Here is a 16,529-nt window from a genome sequence, read left to right as displayed (position 1 = left end):
CTACCTATAAATTGTATCGAATAAGACGAATCTCTGGATCTATCTTTAAGTCAATCAAAGGTTAAGAATCATTTAATTGATAATTCATACCAAATCAGGACGACGAATTTATTGGCTGTCTTTCGGAGAATCATTAATACTGAAGCTAAAAAATACACTAGTTTAATCTCCGCACTGTATAGTTCGGCAACATGTATGTTCAGAAATTTTGTTATTTCAAAGAGCTAATTTAAACTGAAAAGCTCCGTACTAGGTTTGTTTTCTTTTAGGTATATTGCGAAATAAAATTCTCAGGTGAATCACTCTTTTGGGCAATATTGAGGCGTAGAAACTGCGCCCATACTTCATCACTAAGTAAGTTTAAAGCAGTTTTGGGATTGTTAATTGCGATCGCGCCGATAACTTTACACCATCCCTGCTGCAATAACTCAATAAATTCCTCTTCAGTAGAAACTTGACTCAGCAACGAAAGTGCACTTTTAAAACTTGCTGAATCACATGATAAGTTTTTCGATTTCAATCCCTGTAGTGCTACATTTAACCATACAGGCAGAAGCTCAAACCAATTATTTTTCTGTATTTCTTTGAGTGCAATATCTTCCATACCTAGCACACCCCACACACATAAAGACTCTATAGCCAGTTTAGAGTCGCGGTTTTCTAGAGCATTTTTCCATAATTTTTGAGCATGATTTTGGAAGCGATTAGCGAGAAATTCATAAGCTTCCTGGACTTGATGCGGAATTGTAACTTTATAAACTGACTCGCCTTGTGGTAGATAATCGCCGCGATAAGATAGCCAGTTATGAGATCCGCAAAGATAGATTTCTTTATCAACTATTACTTCTTTGACATGGGAATCTCCCAACCAAAAAACCTGTGCAGATGGTAAACCATGAGGTGTTTTGATCGCTCGAAGTTTTTTCTCTACTTCTGGTGGAATTGGTTTATCTTCATCTTCTTGTAGCCGTGCAATTCCATGTCCAATTAAAATCCGAACTCCACGATTAGCCAATTTCTGTAATAAATTTAGAAATTTTTCATTGACAACTGCCTGATTAACCCAAGGAGAATAGATTAGAATCTGACTTTTAGCTGAATTTAAAACTTCTGAAAAAACTAGGCTAATTTGTCCATCGCGTAACTGTACAGCTTCACCTAACGCTTTATAGTTATCTACTTTTTCACCAGCTTTTGTGGCAGATTCTAGCGCCTTTTGGCGAATCTTTTCGAGTCTAGCTTCTATTTCAGTATTTTTCTGCTTGAGAATGGCTTCACGTTGAAAATTGATGGTTTCGGTTGACAATTTGCATAATGTTTGCAAGGATATTTTACCTTCAGCATGTAACAGTTCTAACCAATTTGATGCTGGCTCTAAAATTTGCTTTCCATTTTTTATTTGAATGCTCAATTTATCTTCAAGAGCATCGAAGATAATGAAAAGCGATATTTTTCTCCAAATTTTTTGAGTCGAAGCTAGTACCTTACAGGAAGTGACGATTTTTCCCTCTTCTGGGATATGAAGTTCTAAACCTGAAGTTTGAATACTTTTTTGGATTTCCTCAAGCGGTAAGGAAGCAATATCAGCAATTGTATTATCAATAGTTATAAAGTCTGCCAAATCAGGCAAATTTATCACTGTCTCATTTAAGGATTCAGATTGAAATGTGATTTTGTCGCTTAAGGGGTCTATAATAGCATTAATTTGTACAGCATATGGCGGCTGTGGTACAGACCCTTTTTCATAAAATGAGCGGCCTTCAGAAGTAACTGTAATTGGCGATGTTGCTGATAGAGTTTGTAATGAACGAAGAGTTGCAGTAGTAGTTTTAATAAATACAGAATCAAGCCCAAGTACAGAGGCTAATTCATCCTCTGTTGGTGGTGGTTGAAATTCAATCGCAGCGCGGATGATAAATTCTTCGAGGACGTTAAACTGGCGTGGTTCCTTAATATTTATTTCTACAGGAGTTTGACCTAGGCTATAGCGAAATTGACGCGCTGCTAAAACTGACAAACTAGGACTTTGCGCTTCAATTTCGTCTACAAAATTCTTAAGATTGTCATCAATTGGTTTAGCAGAAGAGGCAAGAAACATCAACAAAACAAGATTGGATAATTTAATTTGTACAAATACTTTTAACCGATGAGGCAAATTATCTTTATGCTTTCAACAAGCCTTGACGACGACTAGCCCACCAAGCAAATCCAGCACCAGTCACAAACATTAGCAGACCATAAATTGCCCCAGGAATGGCCATTGTGGGAGTATTCAGCAGTGTAGGCGTAGAAGCGATCGCGATCGCCAGTGTCCCATTTTGAATTCCTACTTCTACTGTAATTGCCGTAACGCGTTTTTCTCCTAATCGGGTTAAGGTAGCGATCGCAAAACCTAAAGCCATTGCAACCACATTCAAAACCAGAGTTGCCCAGCCCACATCTATTACGTAAGAAATAAAATTATTCCGTTCTCGCAGCAGCACTCCAGTAATTACCACCGCCAGGAAAAATAAAGACAGCCACTTCACAGGTTTATCTGCCTTGTCTGCCAATCCGGGTGCATACCGCTTGGCTATCATCCCAATTGCTATAGGTAGAAGTGTAATCACCGCAATCTGCAAAACAGTACTTAAGAAAGGTAATTGTAGCGTTGTTCCTTCTCCCAAAAATCTCTGCATTGACAAATTTACTACCAGAGGAATCGTAAAAACCGTAATAAAACTACTAATAGCTGTTAGGGTCACAGAAAGAGCAACATCACCCCCAGCCAAAAACGTAATCATATTAGAAGTAGCGCCACCGGGACAGGCTGCTAAAATCATCACACCTACTGCTAATTGTGGGTCAAGGGGAAACACCGACGCAATGCCAAAGCCCACAATCGGCAACATGATCAACTGCGCCACCAAGCCAATCACCACTGCTTTGGGATAGATTACAACTCGCTTAAAGTCTTCTAGGGTCAAGGTTAACCCCATGCCTAACATGATAATAAATAGAGCTAGAGGCAGAAAAACAGCCGTCAGAAAATTTGCTTCCATCCTTAACCCGCGTTGGTAACAATAAAAGTGCCTTTGGATTGTACCGTGTTTCCCCTTAGGGGATTGATGGCTGTTGCAAATTAAGCTCTTGAAATGGTTCAGAAGACTCTTCTAATTTCAAGCTACCAGCAGATTTACCGTTGATTTGTAGAGTATATTTTCCCTGTGGTAAGCCTTCTAAATAATAGACTCCAGCACCGTTGGTAACAGAAAAACGCCGAGTTCCTTGATCTGGTTGTATGGCTTCTACCCGTGCGCCTGCGATCGCTTGACCTTGAGCATCCGTAACTACTCCCGATCGCGTGTAAGAACGAATTAACGGAATCATCACAGAGGTGTAACTACCAGCAATCACATCAACGGCTAAGGATTCAGCCGCAGCCTGCCAATCAGGAGGTAAACCTGCTGGATCGAGGTCGAGGCGATAAACGCCAGGAGACATCCTTACTAAAGTGCGTAGGCAAAGCCCGCCGCAGGCATCGCCCTGGATTTGTGGTAAAAATGACTTAAGCGGTTTATTGTTCAAAGTCAACAATAAATCAGCGTTATCTGTATAAACTTCTTCCCTTCCATCCAGTTTGCCGTTATTGTTTCGGTCAAAAAATGGCTTAATCAAAAGTCCGCCTTGTGTACGGAAGTAACTAGAACGGCGATCGCCTGGACTAATACCCCCTTGTAAATTCAGGCTAGAAGCTAAATCTATGCTGAAAGTTGCTTCATCGGAACTCGGCGATACACCTTGATAACGCGCCCGTAATAGCAAACCTGGTAAAACTGTTGTTGATAATGTGGCTAGTAGTCCACTACCCTGAGAACCAATACCATAGCCCAACTGTGCTTCCCACTGATAGCTACCATCAATCGCCTGTTGTTGTGAACGATACCGCCAACTCACACTTAGCAAGCTGTCGCTACGATTTTGATTCTGTGTTTCATAATTTAACAGCAGTGAACTGCCACTATTAGAAAAGCTATTTTTAGAAAAGTTGTAAGTCAGTTCCGACAAACTGCCAATTTCGTTACCGCGTTGCGTTAATTCTAGTTTCCCAAGACGTTGCAGCAAATTCCAGCGCAGGCGGTTTTTAGTATCTAAGCTGACACGGGCAAAGGTAAAGGCATCTTTGCCATTCAAGTTAAATTGCATTCCCCCAGATGTTGCATCAGCTGTATCAGTACTGGCGAATAAGGTGAATTGAGGCAAAACTCGCCAATCTAAATTAAAACGGCTAGACAAGCGATCGCTGGTAAATGCAGCACTCAAGCTGGAAGATGGATTATAGCGAATATCTGTGTTCACAGCCCACTTATTACCCGTCAGTGCTGAAACTGCTACCTGCAAAGGTAACTTTCCAGGACGCCAAAATAATTCTGCTAAGGCTCTAGGCGATTCGTCGTACACTCCACCTAAGCCTACTGTCAGATTTTCTGATAAACCCCAACGCCCAGCAATTCCCCCCCGGAAGTCAGAAAAGTTTCCCAACAGACTTTGATTTTCAACAAAATCCCGTCGTAAGCCACCAGAAACGATTAATCCTGAAGCACCTGCTGGTAATTGTCCTAGTACTGTAGAAAAAGTAGCTTCTTGAATTTCTGGTTGTGCGGTGAGTCGCCCTTGGGGATAGAGCAAAACGCGATAATTGTTGCCCAAAAATTGATTTTGGCTTTTAATATTTTCAAAGCGGTAAATGCCAGAAGAATCAACTAAAATTTCGGCAATCACGCGATCGCCAAAACCTTGTACTAACCGCGCTAATGTACCTGGTTCAGCCTTACCAGAAATTGTGCGTCCAATAGAATCTGCTTGTAAACGTTGGCGAGGATCAGAAGAACCACCACCAAAGGGTTGAGGTGGTACAAACCCCTGTCGTTGAATGGATGTAAAACCCCAATAGTCTCCTGTTCCTTGAGTTTGCCAAAACGTTGGCTGGGAACCTACAAAATAATCAGCTGAATTAGTTTGTCGCAGAAACTGCGCTTCGGCAATATTCCAAGTTTGTAGATTTTCTAGATTTGGTTGATCGGTGCGGATGAACCACGAACCACCAAAAGCACTACCAACAGCAAGAAAATCACCTCTATAGTTTGTCGATCTGGTAGCACTACCGCTAGCATTTACCTTCTGTTCAATTGCGGCGATACTAAACTTTTGAGGTGCAACGTGTGGTAATCCTTCTAGTTGAATCGGAGTTTCCGTTTCTGCTAGTTTGCCACTAGATTGATCTAGTCCTGGAACATCCAAAACAATGGCGTATTCATTGATATCAAATTTTGCCGCTACGCCAAATAGAGTTTGTAAATTTTGAATTGTAAAGACTAATCCTAATTCTGGATCGGTGCGAAGTTTCGTTGGATCGATGCGAGTCACAACACCAGGCGATCGCACTTCTAATTGACCATCAGGTAAAGTGGTAATATTTAATTTCAACCCTTGAATTACAGCATCATAGGGTAACAGCCAATTTGCAAAATCAATTGCTTCAGAACCATCTTCTTGACCACGCACTAAAATGCTAGGATTGACATTGCGGTTCCCTACATTCAATCCTACGGGAAAAACTTTAAATTCGGAATCCTTCGCTAATTGGATAGTTGTGGGCGTTTGGGAATTTGAAATCGCAGGTGTATCTGCCTTCGCAGGGGTGATAATAATTTGACAGATCAGAGCGATCGCAGCTAGCAGATACTTACCTCTACTAGTTAATAACCGAAGTTGCACAAATTTTTCATTTTCCAGTAAAATCTCTTATAAAAATAAAGGCGTTGCAATACAACGTCTCTACAAACATATAATTCCCACGCAGCAGGCAAAATTATCGATATTAATGCTGTCTTTTACAGCAAGACTAATTCTCCCAAACCAGGCTACAGATGCCAGATTTAATTTGAATTTATTAATTACGAATTACGAATTACGAATTACGAATTATTACACAAGCTATTTCTTTTGTGATGCAGCCGTTTGTGTAGGAATAGTAATATTTATATTGAAGGGCAACTTACTTTTATTACTGTCTTCACCCCAGAACAACTCACCACTTAGCTGATATTGACCAGGATTCAGGGCTGGTTGGTCTTTGTTGGGGTAACTTAATAAGAAATTGCGATCGCTATTTGCCACCACAGCATTAGCATCTACCCGCCCAGTTTTGACAACAGTTTGCCCTTGACGTAAAGTCCAATTTACACTAGGGAGAACAGTTGCTTGACCGCTATTCCGAACTAAGAGTTGAATTTGTTTTTGCTCTGGATTAAAGCTGGCACTATCAATTGCTAGTTTGGGAGAAAGGTTGCCTTTTCTGACATATAATGTCACGCCAATTCGTGCCACTAAAGTAACGTTATTACCAGCAGCATCTTTTGATTCAGTGAGAGTTTCATTAAACACTACCGCTCGATATTCCCCGTCAGGTAAATTAGGAGCCAAGCGACTGATAAGGCGCACTCGCCGGACTTCTCCTGGTTTGACAGTCAACTCACGCGGTGAGAATTGCAGATATTTTGTCAGGTCACTGGGGCTAGAGGATAAGGTTTGAAACCCTGCATCGCGGCTATATGTGAAAGGTTGAGCATAGATCCGAATCCGAGAAGGGGTCTTACTGGTATTGGAAATCGTGATCATTCCTTGGGCTTGTCCGCGTTCCGCTTTAGCTTCAATCACCAGAGGAGAAACGCTCATTTGTGCTTTAGCAGCAACAGGAAACAAAATTAGGGCGAATAAGCCAGCACTAACAGCAGCTAGAGAGCGCCAATTATTATTGAACATATTGATAACTATGGCAGGATTGTAAATTTAATTCCTGATTTATAGTTCCCAAAAGCAGACTTATTTTATCTCTGGGTAATCAGAAAAATATCTTGTCGCTTGAAGATTTATTCTCTAGCGACAAGATATTCAGCAACTATTTTTCTCAATCAATCTGAAGGGAAACTGGAAAAATTTTAGACTATGGCACGATAGTCAAGGTTGTCACATAGCTGTAGCTTCCAGGAACAAGGGGACTGCCCTTATCTACTATCATGTTTATATCCAAAGGCAAACCGCCACCAGGAGGCAGCGGCAGAGAACCACCACCTTGAGAACTCGTACTGCCAAAAGGTGAATTGATCTCCCCGACAGAGAACATAGGTGTAAACCCAGGACCTCCGGTTTGCTGTGGTTGAGATATACTCACTCTGGCACCTTGGTTACAGCTAACAATAACCTTACCAAATACCCCTCCAGGAAACATTGCCGCTAGTGCAGTTGGGTTAGTCTGCTGGTTGAGTCCCAATTTACCAGGGGTAATTTGATCGAAGTTGCAGACACCAGCGACATTTCCCGTAAACGGAACATCAGCGGTTTGTGCCATTGTTTTAGGTGCAAGAGCAGCAGAACCAACAATTATCAAAGCAGCGGTTAATAAAGAACGACGAATCATTTTTAAATCCTTTTAAAATAAATAAGGGTTGGAGAAAACAGTTATGGTGCGATCGTTAAGGTAACAACGTAGGTATAAATTCCCGGCGTAAATGCTACTGGTCGTTCTACCAATAAACCCACCTCTAAATTGGTGTTACCTGCTGGCAAAGTTGTGCTTCCACTACCAACATCACTGCGAACATTGGTCGAACCAAATTTTAAAAACCCAATGTGCGTTGTGCCAGATGGATCGGCACTAGGGCCAGATACAAGCCTGGGGGGAGAAACAGAGATAGTGGCAGATGTGCTGCTTTGTACACCGATAGTGGCAGGACTTTCTGATTCAAACTTTGTCGGAATTCCGCCAGAATCGCTAGCAATAGTTGGTTCAGCAGTGCCAGAGGCAGGAGAACTAAAGCTAGCTTCAACTGGTACTGTTCCACTGAACGGAACATCTGCATTTTGAGCTAGCACAGCTTGATCTAAAGCGAATGCCTGCACGCTTAATGCACTTGCCAGCACCAGGCTAGAGGTTAACGCTAGACGGTAAAGCATAAAGAAGTTAACTGATTACTCAGCTTTGTCCTGTATCAGTGTCTTGTTCTTATGCTAGCCATCAAAAATTACTATATCTGCCGTAACAACACTTAATTTTCATCCCTGAGATCAAATTCCGTTAAGATGCTTAGCCCAAGTTACAGTTTATGAAATTTAGGTTTTTTGTATCAGGACTTACGCAAAAATTGCTAAAAAGCTTAATTTATCGAACCGCCAAGAACGCCAAAGTTTTGTATAGTCTGCATCTGCATAAGTCGTATGTATGTGTCGATTCGGGCGGTGCCTGCGGAGGGTTACGCCTACGCACACCAGGGGTGTGGGCAAAACATCCTTATTAAGAGCGCTAGGCGATAAAGACTTTGATACCCACGGCATTGAAATTAAATGGCTTGTAATAGCACTATTTCAGGGATTCAAAACGTATATTTAACTAGAATTAAGGTATTGTAGCGATTCTAGTTTGGATACCATAAGCGATAGGGGCGTACAAAAGTGCGCCTCTAGCAAGGACAAGCGAGTTTAGCTATAAGTTAATATCTACCGTTTTACGGGTATTAGAAAAATGAGGTTTAAAGACTGGGCGACTAGGGTGCTACTAATCTCGCTGATGTTCATCGCTTTAATTGTAGTGTTGCTAATTGGACGAGCAACAAAATTACAAAATAATCCGACAACATCCCGTACATCAAATCCACAGGTTACAGCCTGGAGTCAATATCCCCAAGCACAATTACAATCAGCGAAAGAGCCAGAAAAGAAATCTCAAGATGTTATTAAGTCCCCAGTCAAGGCTAAAAAGCCTATAGCAAGGTATATAACCACTCAAGCTTTTGCACAGTACAGGCCTAATTATGAAGTTGTCTTAGTTAACCCAACGAACTATGGAGAACGGTACGCTCAAGATGTTAACGGCGTTCCTCTCAACAACCAACCAATTATCGTCCTCCATGAAACTGGTTATTCTGCTTCCAGCGCCATTAATTTCTTTCAAGTAGCCCATGATGATGAAAGTGTGCAAGCAAGTTACCACGCCTTAATCAAGTTAGACGGAACGGTGGTTTATCTAGTACCGCCAGAAAAGCGGGCTTTTGGTGCAGCTAACTCAGTATTTGATAGTCCTGATGGAGTGGAAACTGTGAAGACTAATCCAAGTTTGCCCCCGTCTGTGAATAATTTTGCTTATCATGTTTCTTTGGAAACACCCCCAGATGGCTATGACGCTAGCAGCAAACAATCCCATAGCGGCTACACGGAGGCTCAATATAATTCTCTTGCTTGGTTAGTTGCTCAAAGTCAAGTCCCAGATGATCGCATCACTACGCACCATCTAGTAGACCGTTCTGGTAAAAAAGTTGACCCGATAAATTTTGATGGTAATAGATTTCTGAGCTTACTTAAAACTTATCGTCAAGTTAGACCAATCTATAGAGTGAATAAATAAAAAGTGGTGCGTTATGCTACGCGATAACACACCCTTGTATCTTAGAAGAAAATCATCCAAGCTATTTGCTAAAGCTATAAATTTGCTGCGTCTCAAGGCGATCGCTAATCGATGAAGGCAGTGTACCATCTGAAAATGTCTGTCGATCCAGTTGGACTTGTAAATTACTCAAGGGATCGCAACCAGAGGAAATCAGAAATTCTATTTTCTGGATGTAAGGCAAAGTTGCTAGGTTGTCCAGAATTTGGAAGATAGCCTGTATATAAGGATGACCACTTTGTTGATACCAATCAGAACTAGCAACTTTTGGCTGATCAAAACCCAAGTGTACTGTTAAAGATGGCTCATCAAATATAGCGATCGCTAATGGACGCGCTTCTTCCTGCAATAATAAATCATTACTTTTTGCTAAGTGTCGCAGTTTCTCCAAGCGTTCATAACGTTCCGTCACAGCTTCCGGGTCATCTTGCCAATGAATTGCTACTGTTACCAGATAAGTCTGTAACAGCATGTGGCCCAGCTTTTTCGCCTTTGTTGCCAGGTAATATGAATTGTAGTCGGTTGCCTCAATCAATAACGGCAAGCGATCGACTACTTCTAATCCATAGCCTTTAACTCCAGCAATTTTACGGGGATTATTGGTAATCAGGCGTATCTTTTTGATGCCTAAGTCCATGAGCATTTGTGCCCCCATGCCGTAGTCGCGCAAGTCAGCGGGAAATCCCAAGCGCTCATTTGCCTCTACTGTATCCAGCCCCATATCCTGCAACGAGTAGGCTTTCAGCTTGTTAATCAAGCCGATTCCCCGTCCTTCTTGACGCAGGTATACAACTACACCTTGACCCGCAGCCTCAATCATTTTTAGTGCAGCTTGTAACTGCATTCGACAGTCGCAGCGCAAGGAACCCAAAGCGTCACCAGTTAAGCATTCTGAGTGCATCCGCACCATTACAGGCTCATCTTTAAAGTTAGCTGGATCGCCCTTGACAATTGCAACGTGTTCAGTATTATCCAGAGTGTGGCGGTAGGCGTAAATTTCAAACTGGCCAAATTGACTTGGCAGCTTGGTAATTACCTCACGGTACACTAAGCGATCGTGCTGGAGGCGATAACTGATTAAATCCGCAATACTAATAATTTTTAAATTGTGACGTTTAGCATATTCAATTAACTGCTGCAACCGCGCCATTGAACCATCGGAGTTTTGAATTTCACAAATTACCCCTGCTGGGTATAGCCCTGCTAGTCGAGCTAAGTCCACAGCTGCTTCCGTATGTCCTGCGCGTTTGAGTACGCCTCCAGCCTTAGCCCGAATGGGAAAAATATGTCCAGGACGACGTAAATCGGTAGGTTTTGTGGCTGGATTGAGAGTAACCTGGATAGTGCGGGCGCGGTCTTCTGCTGAGATGCCAGTGGTCACGCCCAATTCTGGCCCGGCATCAATACTGACAGTGAAGGCAGTTTGGTTAGTATCTGTAATGTTGCTTACCATCAAGGGTAAGTCTAGCTCGTCTAAGCGATCGCCTGTCATTGCCAAACAAATCAGCCCTCTAGCTTCCACCGCCATGAAATTAATCATGTCGGGTGTGGCAAATTGGGCAGCACAGATTAAATCGCCTTCATTTTCTCTATTTTCATCATCTACCACTACAATGACGCGACCAGATTTTAGGTCTGCTAAAGCGGCATCAATCGAATCAAATTTAAAAGCTTGGGTAGTATTAGGCTGTGACACAGAAAGATTTCCAGCTACCAACGTAAATTTTTTTAACAATTTCTTCTTTTAGATTGTAGCTCCTTTATAAGGCAGAGAAGTAGACTAGCAATGATTTGATAACGTGGCAAAGATTTCTGCCATTAAAAGTGGGGATAAAGTGCAGTGATAGTAAAAGATGAACAGGACGCGGGGACATGGAGATTTATTTTTCCGCATCCTCTTCCCTGTTATCCGAAAAACTAGAGGGGTTTCAGGCATTTTGTACGCTGTGCGTCTAGTCGCTGATATTGTTGATAGCTGATAACGAATTCACCATTCATGGGATAAGGATTTCAGATCATGGGCAAATTTAGACGCGTACCCGTTGGGATTGTTGGCGCGTCGGGCTATGGCGGAGTACAGTTAGTACGACTACTGATGGATCATCCAGAAGTCGAACTGGTTTATTTAGGCGGTGAGAGCAGTATCGGCAAATCTTTTGGGGATCTCTACCCGCATCTGGCTCATGCAACTAACCTGCCAATAGAGGCGGTAGAACCAGAAATAATTGCTTATCGCTGTGAAGTAGTTTTCTTGTCTTTACCAAATGGTCTGGCTTGCCAAATCGCGCCCAAACTGTTGGAAAAAGGATGTAAAGTACTAGATTTGAGTGCAGACTATCGGTTCAGTGATTTGACAACTTATACAAATTGGTATGGTACAGAGAGAAGCGATCGCACAATTGCAGCTACAGCAGTTTATGGATTACCAGAACTTTATCGCGATCGCATTGCCGAAGCTGAACTCATTGGTTGTCCTGGTTCATATCCCACTGCTAGTCTCCTTGCACTTTCACCACTCTTAAAGCAAGGCTTAATCGTCCCAGAAACAGCTATTATCGATGCCAAGTCTGGCACATCTAGCAGTGGACGACAACCTCAAACAAACTTATTACTAGCTGAAGCAGACAACTCCATAGCAGCTTTCAATATCGGCCGTCACCGTCATACCCCAGAAATTGAGCAAATTTGCAGTGACTTAGCTGGTCACGAACTCATGATCCAATTTACACCCCACCTTATCCCAATGGTGCGCGGTATTTTGGCAACGGTATATGCCACAATGCGCGATCCTGGTCTAGTGCGAGATGATTTAATCACAATTTTCTCAGCCTTCTACCGCAACTCTCCTTGGGTGAAAGTCTGCGGTAGCGGCGTTTACCCCCAAACCAAATGGGCTAACGGCAGCAATCTTTGTTACATCGGTGTAGAAGTTGACCCACGCACAGGTCGCGTGATTGTCATGTCAGCAATTGACAATTTAATTAAAGGACAGGCGGGTCAAGCGATTCAGTGTCTGAACCTGATGATGGGCTGGGATGAAACCTTGGGGTTGCCCAAGTTGGGGTTTTATCCCTAAATCAGTTAGGAATTAGGAGTGATTAGTTATGAATTAAAAACTCCTAACTCCTAACTCTTAACTCCTAACTCTATTTAGGCCCTAACCCGACAGCACCAGCATAAACGGCGCGATCGCCTAGTTCATCTTCAATTCGCAGCAAGCGATTATATTTTGCTACCCGTTCGCTGCGACAGAGAGAACCTGTTTTGATTTGACCGGCACGAGTTGCTACGGCTAAATCAGCGATCGTTGTGTCTTCTGTTTCACCAGAACGATGGCTAATTACTGAACGGATACTGTTGCGAGTTGCCAAGTCAATAGTTTCCAAGGTTTCGGTGAGAGAACCAATTTGATTGAGTTTAATCAAAATGGCATTAGCAGCTTTTTCCTGGATGCCTCTTTGCAAGCGAGTGGCGTTAGTCACAAACAAGTCATCCCCTACCAATTGCACCCGCGAACCTAATTTCTGGGTGAGCAATTGCCAACTTTGCCAATCTTCTTCGTGTAAACCATCTTCAATTGACACAATTGGGTATTGATCAACTAGTTGTCCTAAATAATCAATAAACTCTGCTGGGGCGTGAGGTTTACCATCGTAAACATACTGCCCATTCTTGTAAAATTCGCTAGCCGCCACATCCAATGCCAAAGCTACTTCTTCCCCTGGTTTGTAGCCAGCTTTCTTAATAGCAGCAACCAGCAATTCTAAAGCCACCTGATTAGATTCTAGGTTAGGGGCAAAACCGCCTTCATCGCCCACGCCAGTCAGCAAACCCTTTTCATCCAATACCTGACTGAGGGTGGCAAACACTTCTGCACCCCAGCGCAATGCTTCCCGGAAGGAAGTTGCGCCAATTGGGACAATCATAAACTCTTGAAAATCCACGTTGTTTGATGCGTGTGCGCCACCGTTAATCACATTCATCAACGGCACTGGGAGCAAATTCGCTAAAGGGCCACCCAAATAGCGATATAGGGGAATTTCCAGAGATTCAGCACCAGCTTTAGCAGCTGCAAGGGAAACTCCCAAAATCGCATTAGCTCCCAAATTGGATTTGTTAGGAGAACCATCTATGGCGATCATCGTGCGGTCTAGGAGTTCTTGGTTGAGGGCATCCAAGCCTAGTAATTTTGGTGCAAGTGCTTCTTTGACGTTTTGTACTGCTTTGAGTACGCCTTTGCCCCCATAACGGCTTTTATCGCCATCACGCAGTTCGTGAGCCTCAAAAGTGCCAGTAGATGCACCACTGGGAACCTGCGCCAGTCCTACAACACCGTTGGCTAAATGCACTTCGGCTTCAATTGTCGGTCTACCGCGTGAATCAAGGATTTCACGGGCTGCGATCGCCTCAATGGCAGTATCTAGAAATTTACTCATCTGTACTTTATCCTTTGTTCGAGTGTGTTACGCATACAGTCCAACTGCCTAACCCAATCGCTAGCATAGGCGTTTAAGAGACTTTATTGGCTGAGGTTAAAGAAGATTTCCATTATATGGATAGGGATCAACGCCAAAAATGGGTAAAATGTTTTTTCTGTCCTTTACCTTGTAGGCTATTACATTTTGAAATTACACAGTCACTTCCTAAGTTCGTTGACCGCTGACGGTTAACTGTCAACTGTCAACACGAAAAGATGTGCAAGTTAAATGCGCGACAGCTTAATTCTTTCCCTGATGGCATTTCTGCCTTCAGACTTTGAGCTAGGTCAAATATTGGCAGAGAATAACAGTGAACTACCCACACTGGCCTGACGGTACAGTGTGGGCTTCCTGTCCAACAGAAAGCGCAGTAGTAGATTTCTTGCGTCCTCTATTACTCCGACTTACATCTGGGCAACAAGCTTTATCCCCCGTTCCAGAGGTCAAAATTCGTAGTCCTTCATCTCGAAGATTAATGCTCGCGTTCACGTCCCTATCATGCTTAGTTTTACAATGTTCGCAAGTCCAGGTTCTTATATCTAGCGGTAAACTACCGACTTGATTCAGACATACATGACAGGTTTTTGAACTAGGAAAAAATCTATCTACTTCTTGATAAATCTTTCCTTCCATCCCTGCCTTGTATTTCAGCATTGTGCAAAACATTCCCCATCCAACCTGATGAATGGATTTAGCCAAACAATGATTTTGCATCATGCCCTTAACATTAAGATTTTCAACTACAATCACTTGGTTTTCGTTAACTATCCTACGAGATAGCTTGTGCAGAAAATCTTCACGGCAGTTAGTAATCTTTCTGTGAACTCTAGCAACTTTTCTTCTAGCTTTAATACGGTTATTAGAGCCTTTCTGTTTTCTAGATAGTTGTTGCTGCTTGAGCTTTAAGTTGTTCTCGTGCTTATTGAGTATTCTGGGATTGTCAAATTTAGAGCCATCACTAGTCACTGCGAAATGTGTTAATCCCAAATCAATACCTATTGCTTTACCCTCTGTGCATGTCAAAGGCTTATCCTTACCATCCTCAAATAGGATAGCTGCAAAGTATTGGTTAGAAAAGTTTTTGGATATGGTGACAGTCTTAACTTTTCCCTCAACAGGTCTATGAATTATTGCTGATACATCCCCTATTTTTGGCAGTGTTAAATAACTATCAGCAACTTTGACATTTTGAGGATACTGGATAGACTGCAAAGCATGTTTTGATTTGAATCTGGGATATTTGGCTCTTTTTTCAAAGAAGTTGTTAAAAGCAACTCCCAAATTTAAGCAGACTTGCTGTAAGCACTGCGAGTAAGTCAAAGCCAACCAATTATGCTCTTTTTTAAGTTGTGGGATTAGCTTTTTAACTTCATAGCCAGATAATCCTTTCCCTGCCTCCTTATATGTTTGGTTCATCAAGTTCAGACAATAATTCCATAGCCAACGGCAACTGCCAAAAGCTTGCGCTAGTGACTGCTGTTGTTGGACATTTGGATATAACCTGACTTTGACGACTTTTAGCATTTTAGAGCAAAATCAATTTACTATAAAATAGCATAATATAAGATTTGTTCTTTTCCTCCATGCCCTCTTCCCTAATTTCGCTTACGCTCAATATTAAGTCAGAGGACTGTCGTCAACTCACGCGCAATTCATCTCACGTCTCACGCTCCTATCGACGGTGAGACGTGAGATGAATTGCTGTTTCAGCTAAATCAATTACAGAGAAAAGGTCAATATGCGATTACTACACACAATGCTACGGGTAGGCAACCTTGAAGAATCCTTAAAGTTCTACTGTGAAGTTCTAGGAATGAAATTACTGCGCCGAAAAGATTATCCAGGGGGAGAATTTACGTTGGCTTTTGTTGGCTACGGTGATGAAAGCGACAACACGGTAATAGAACTAACCTACAACTGGGGGGTGGAAAAGTACGAATTAGGTAATGCTTATGGTCACATTGCCCTTGGTGTTGATGATATTTACGCTACGTGTGAGGAAATCCGCAATCATGGCAGTAAAGTCGTGCGCGAACCAGGCCCGATGAAACATGGCTCGACAGTAATTGCTTTTGTGGAAGATCCAGATGGGTATAAAATTGAACTCATCCAACTGGGAACTCAAGGGTCAGCAGTCAAACAGAAATCACAAGAGCAACTTGTGAGTCAGTAATTCTGATAATCAAGAATATTATATGTAGCAGTTTCTCGTTTGAATGCAATACATGGTAGAGGCACACCAATGAGCAATGCTGTGCCTCTACGAGTACTCTGTATTCCATACAATTGAGAACCGTTATAGCTCTATCACAGACAATAAAGCTGTAAGAAAATCCGCACCGATGTCTTGAAAAGGTGAACCAGATACGGGAGAATTGATTTTTTCCCTAGACAGGTGTATCGCGCTCCTGTTAATCGAACACGCGAGACTTTTCGCTTTTTACCTCCCCTTTTTTAGGCGGGTTAGGGGATCTTCTCTGCGTAAATCCTATTAGTATTACGTCCATACTGTTGTTGATGAGCAACACTAATCGCGTAGGCGTAGCCCTTCGTAGACATCGCTCCAATAGCAG

General features: G+C 42.4%; 12 protein-coding genes. 3 read left to right on the top strand and 9 right to left on the bottom strand.

Going from position 1 to position 16,529, the window contains the following annotated elements; genetic code table 11:
• Positions 1-265: 265 nt before the first annotated feature.
• The 6 genes from F8R90_RS31630 to F8R90_RS31605 form a co-directional block, all read right to left on the bottom strand.
• The gene (locus F8R90_RS31630) at positions 266-2,098 is read right to left on the bottom strand and encodes a phospholipase D-like domain-containing protein (RefSeq protein ID WP_196514023.1); all 1,833 of its coding nucleotides are present in this window, start codon (positions 2,096-2,098) and stop codon (positions 266-268) included.
• Between the two features lie 64 nt (positions 2,099-2,162).
• Positions 2,163-3,041 (bottom strand): bile acid:sodium symporter family protein, encoded by an 879-nt coding sequence (locus F8R90_RS31625; RefSeq protein WP_196514022.1) that lies wholly within the window; start codon positions 3,039-3,041, stop codon positions 2,163-2,165.
• Between the two features lie 55 nt (positions 3,042-3,096).
• Positions 3,097-5,757, bottom strand: coding sequence for a carboxypeptidase-like regulatory domain-containing protein (locus tag F8R90_RS31620; protein ID WP_196514021.1), 2,661 nt, complete (start codon positions 5,755-5,757; stop codon positions 3,097-3,099).
• Between the two features lie 219 nt (positions 5,758-5,976).
• Positions 5,977-6,804, bottom strand: coding sequence for a P pilus assembly protein, chaperone PapD (locus F8R90_RS31615; RefSeq protein ID WP_196514020.1), 828 nt, complete (start codon positions 6,802-6,804; stop codon positions 5,977-5,979).
• Between the two features lie 181 nt (positions 6,805-6,985).
• A complete protein-coding gene (locus F8R90_RS31610) occupies positions 6,986-7,459 on the bottom strand; it encodes a hypothetical protein (RefSeq protein WP_196514019.1) in 474 nt (157 codons plus the stop codon).
• Positions 7,460-7,500: 41 nt separating this feature from the next.
• On the bottom strand, positions 7,501-7,995 hold the full coding sequence (locus tag F8R90_RS31605) for a hypothetical protein (RefSeq protein ID WP_196514018.1): 495 nt from the start codon (positions 7,993-7,995) through the stop codon (positions 7,501-7,503).
• 565 nt (positions 7,996-8,560) lie between these two features.
• On the opposite strand from F8R90_RS31605, the gene F8R90_RS31600 reads away from it, so the two are divergent.
• A complete protein-coding gene (locus tag F8R90_RS31600; RefSeq protein WP_196514017.1) occupies positions 8,561-9,439 on the top strand; it encodes an N-acetylmuramoyl-L-alanine amidase in 879 nt (292 codons plus the stop codon).
• Between the two features lie 61 nt (positions 9,440-9,500).
• Here F8R90_RS31600 and ribBA read toward each other — a convergent pair whose 3' ends face one another.
• Positions 9,501-11,174: a bifunctional 3,4-dihydroxy-2-butanone-4-phosphate synthase/GTP cyclohydrolase II gene (gene ribBA, locus F8R90_RS31595; protein WP_196514016.1), complete on the bottom strand. Its 1,674-nt coding sequence runs from the start codon at positions 11,172-11,174 to the stop codon at positions 9,501-9,503.
• A 321-nt stretch (positions 11,175-11,495) separates the two neighbouring features.
• On the opposite strand from ribBA, the gene argC reads away from it, so the two are divergent.
• On the top strand, positions 11,496-12,554 hold the full coding sequence (argC, locus tag F8R90_RS31590) for an N-acetyl-gamma-glutamyl-phosphate reductase (RefSeq protein WP_190889677.1): 1,059 nt from the start codon (positions 11,496-11,498) through the stop codon (positions 12,552-12,554).
• Positions 12,555-12,624: 70 nt separating this feature from the next.
• On the opposite strand, the gene eno is transcribed toward argC, so the two are convergent.
• Positions 12,625-13,914 (bottom strand): phosphopyruvate hydratase, encoded by a 1,290-nt coding sequence (gene eno / locus F8R90_RS31585; RefSeq protein ID WP_196514015.1) that lies wholly within the window; start codon positions 13,912-13,914, stop codon positions 12,625-12,627.
• A gap of 357 nt (positions 13,915-14,271) precedes the next feature.
• Positions 14,272-15,480, bottom strand: coding sequence for an RNA-guided endonuclease InsQ/TnpB family protein (locus F8R90_RS31580; RefSeq protein ID WP_196514014.1), 1,209 nt, complete (start codon positions 15,478-15,480; stop codon positions 14,272-14,274).
• Positions 15,481-15,694: 214 nt separating this feature from the next.
• On the opposite strand from F8R90_RS31580, the gene gloA reads away from it, so the two are divergent.
• Positions 15,695-16,129, top strand: coding sequence for a lactoylglutathione lyase (gene gloA / locus F8R90_RS31575; protein ID WP_196514013.1), 435 nt, complete (start codon positions 15,695-15,697; stop codon positions 16,127-16,129).
• Positions 16,130-16,529: the final 400 nt, after the last annotated feature.

The organism is Nostoc sp. NZL (assembly GCF_015714705.1).
GTDB classification, from domain to species: Bacteria; Cyanobacteriota; Cyanobacteriia; order Cyanobacteriales; family Nostocaceae; genus Nostoc; species Nostoc foliaceum_A.
This window is presented reverse-complemented; position numbering and strand designations above follow the sequence as displayed.

What these genes read in the sequence shown, in the direction of transcription:
- F8R90_RS31625 (WP_196514022.1), bottom strand. Translation starts at nt 3,041, where the DNA reads ATGGAAGCAAATTTTCTGACGGCTGTTTTTCTGCCTCTAGCTCTATTT.
- F8R90_RS31580 (WP_196514014.1), bottom strand. Translation starts at nt 15,480, where the DNA reads ATGCTAAAAGTCGTCAAAGTCAGGTTATATCCAAATGTCCAACAACAG.
- F8R90_RS31615 (WP_196514020.1), bottom strand. Translation starts at nt 6,804, where the DNA reads ATGTTCAATAATAATTGGCGCTCTCTAGCTGCTGTTAGTGCTGGCTTA.
- argC (WP_190889677.1), top strand. Translation starts at nt 11,496, where the DNA reads ATGGGCAAATTTAGACGCGTACCCGTTGGGATTGTTGGCGCGTCGGGC.
- F8R90_RS31605 (WP_196514018.1), bottom strand. Translation starts at nt 7,995, where the DNA reads ATGCTTTACCGTCTAGCGTTAACCTCTAGCCTGGTGCTGGCAAGTGCA.
- F8R90_RS31600 (WP_196514017.1), top strand. Translation starts at nt 8,561, where the DNA reads ATGAGGTTTAAAGACTGGGCGACTAGGGTGCTACTAATCTCGCTGATG.
- F8R90_RS31610 (WP_196514019.1), bottom strand. Translation starts at nt 7,459, where the DNA reads ATGATTCGTCGTTCTTTATTAACCGCTGCTTTGATAATTGTTGGTTCT.
- F8R90_RS31630 (WP_196514023.1), bottom strand. Translation starts at nt 2,098, where the DNA reads ATGTTTCTTGCCTCTTCTGCTAAACCAATTGATGACAATCTTAAGAAT.
- eno (WP_196514015.1), bottom strand. Translation starts at nt 13,914, where the DNA reads ATGAGTAAATTTCTAGATACTGCCATTGAGGCGATCGCAGCCCGTGAA.
- gloA (WP_196514013.1), top strand. Translation starts at nt 15,695, where the DNA reads ATGCGATTACTACACACAATGCTACGGGTAGGCAACCTTGAAGAATCC.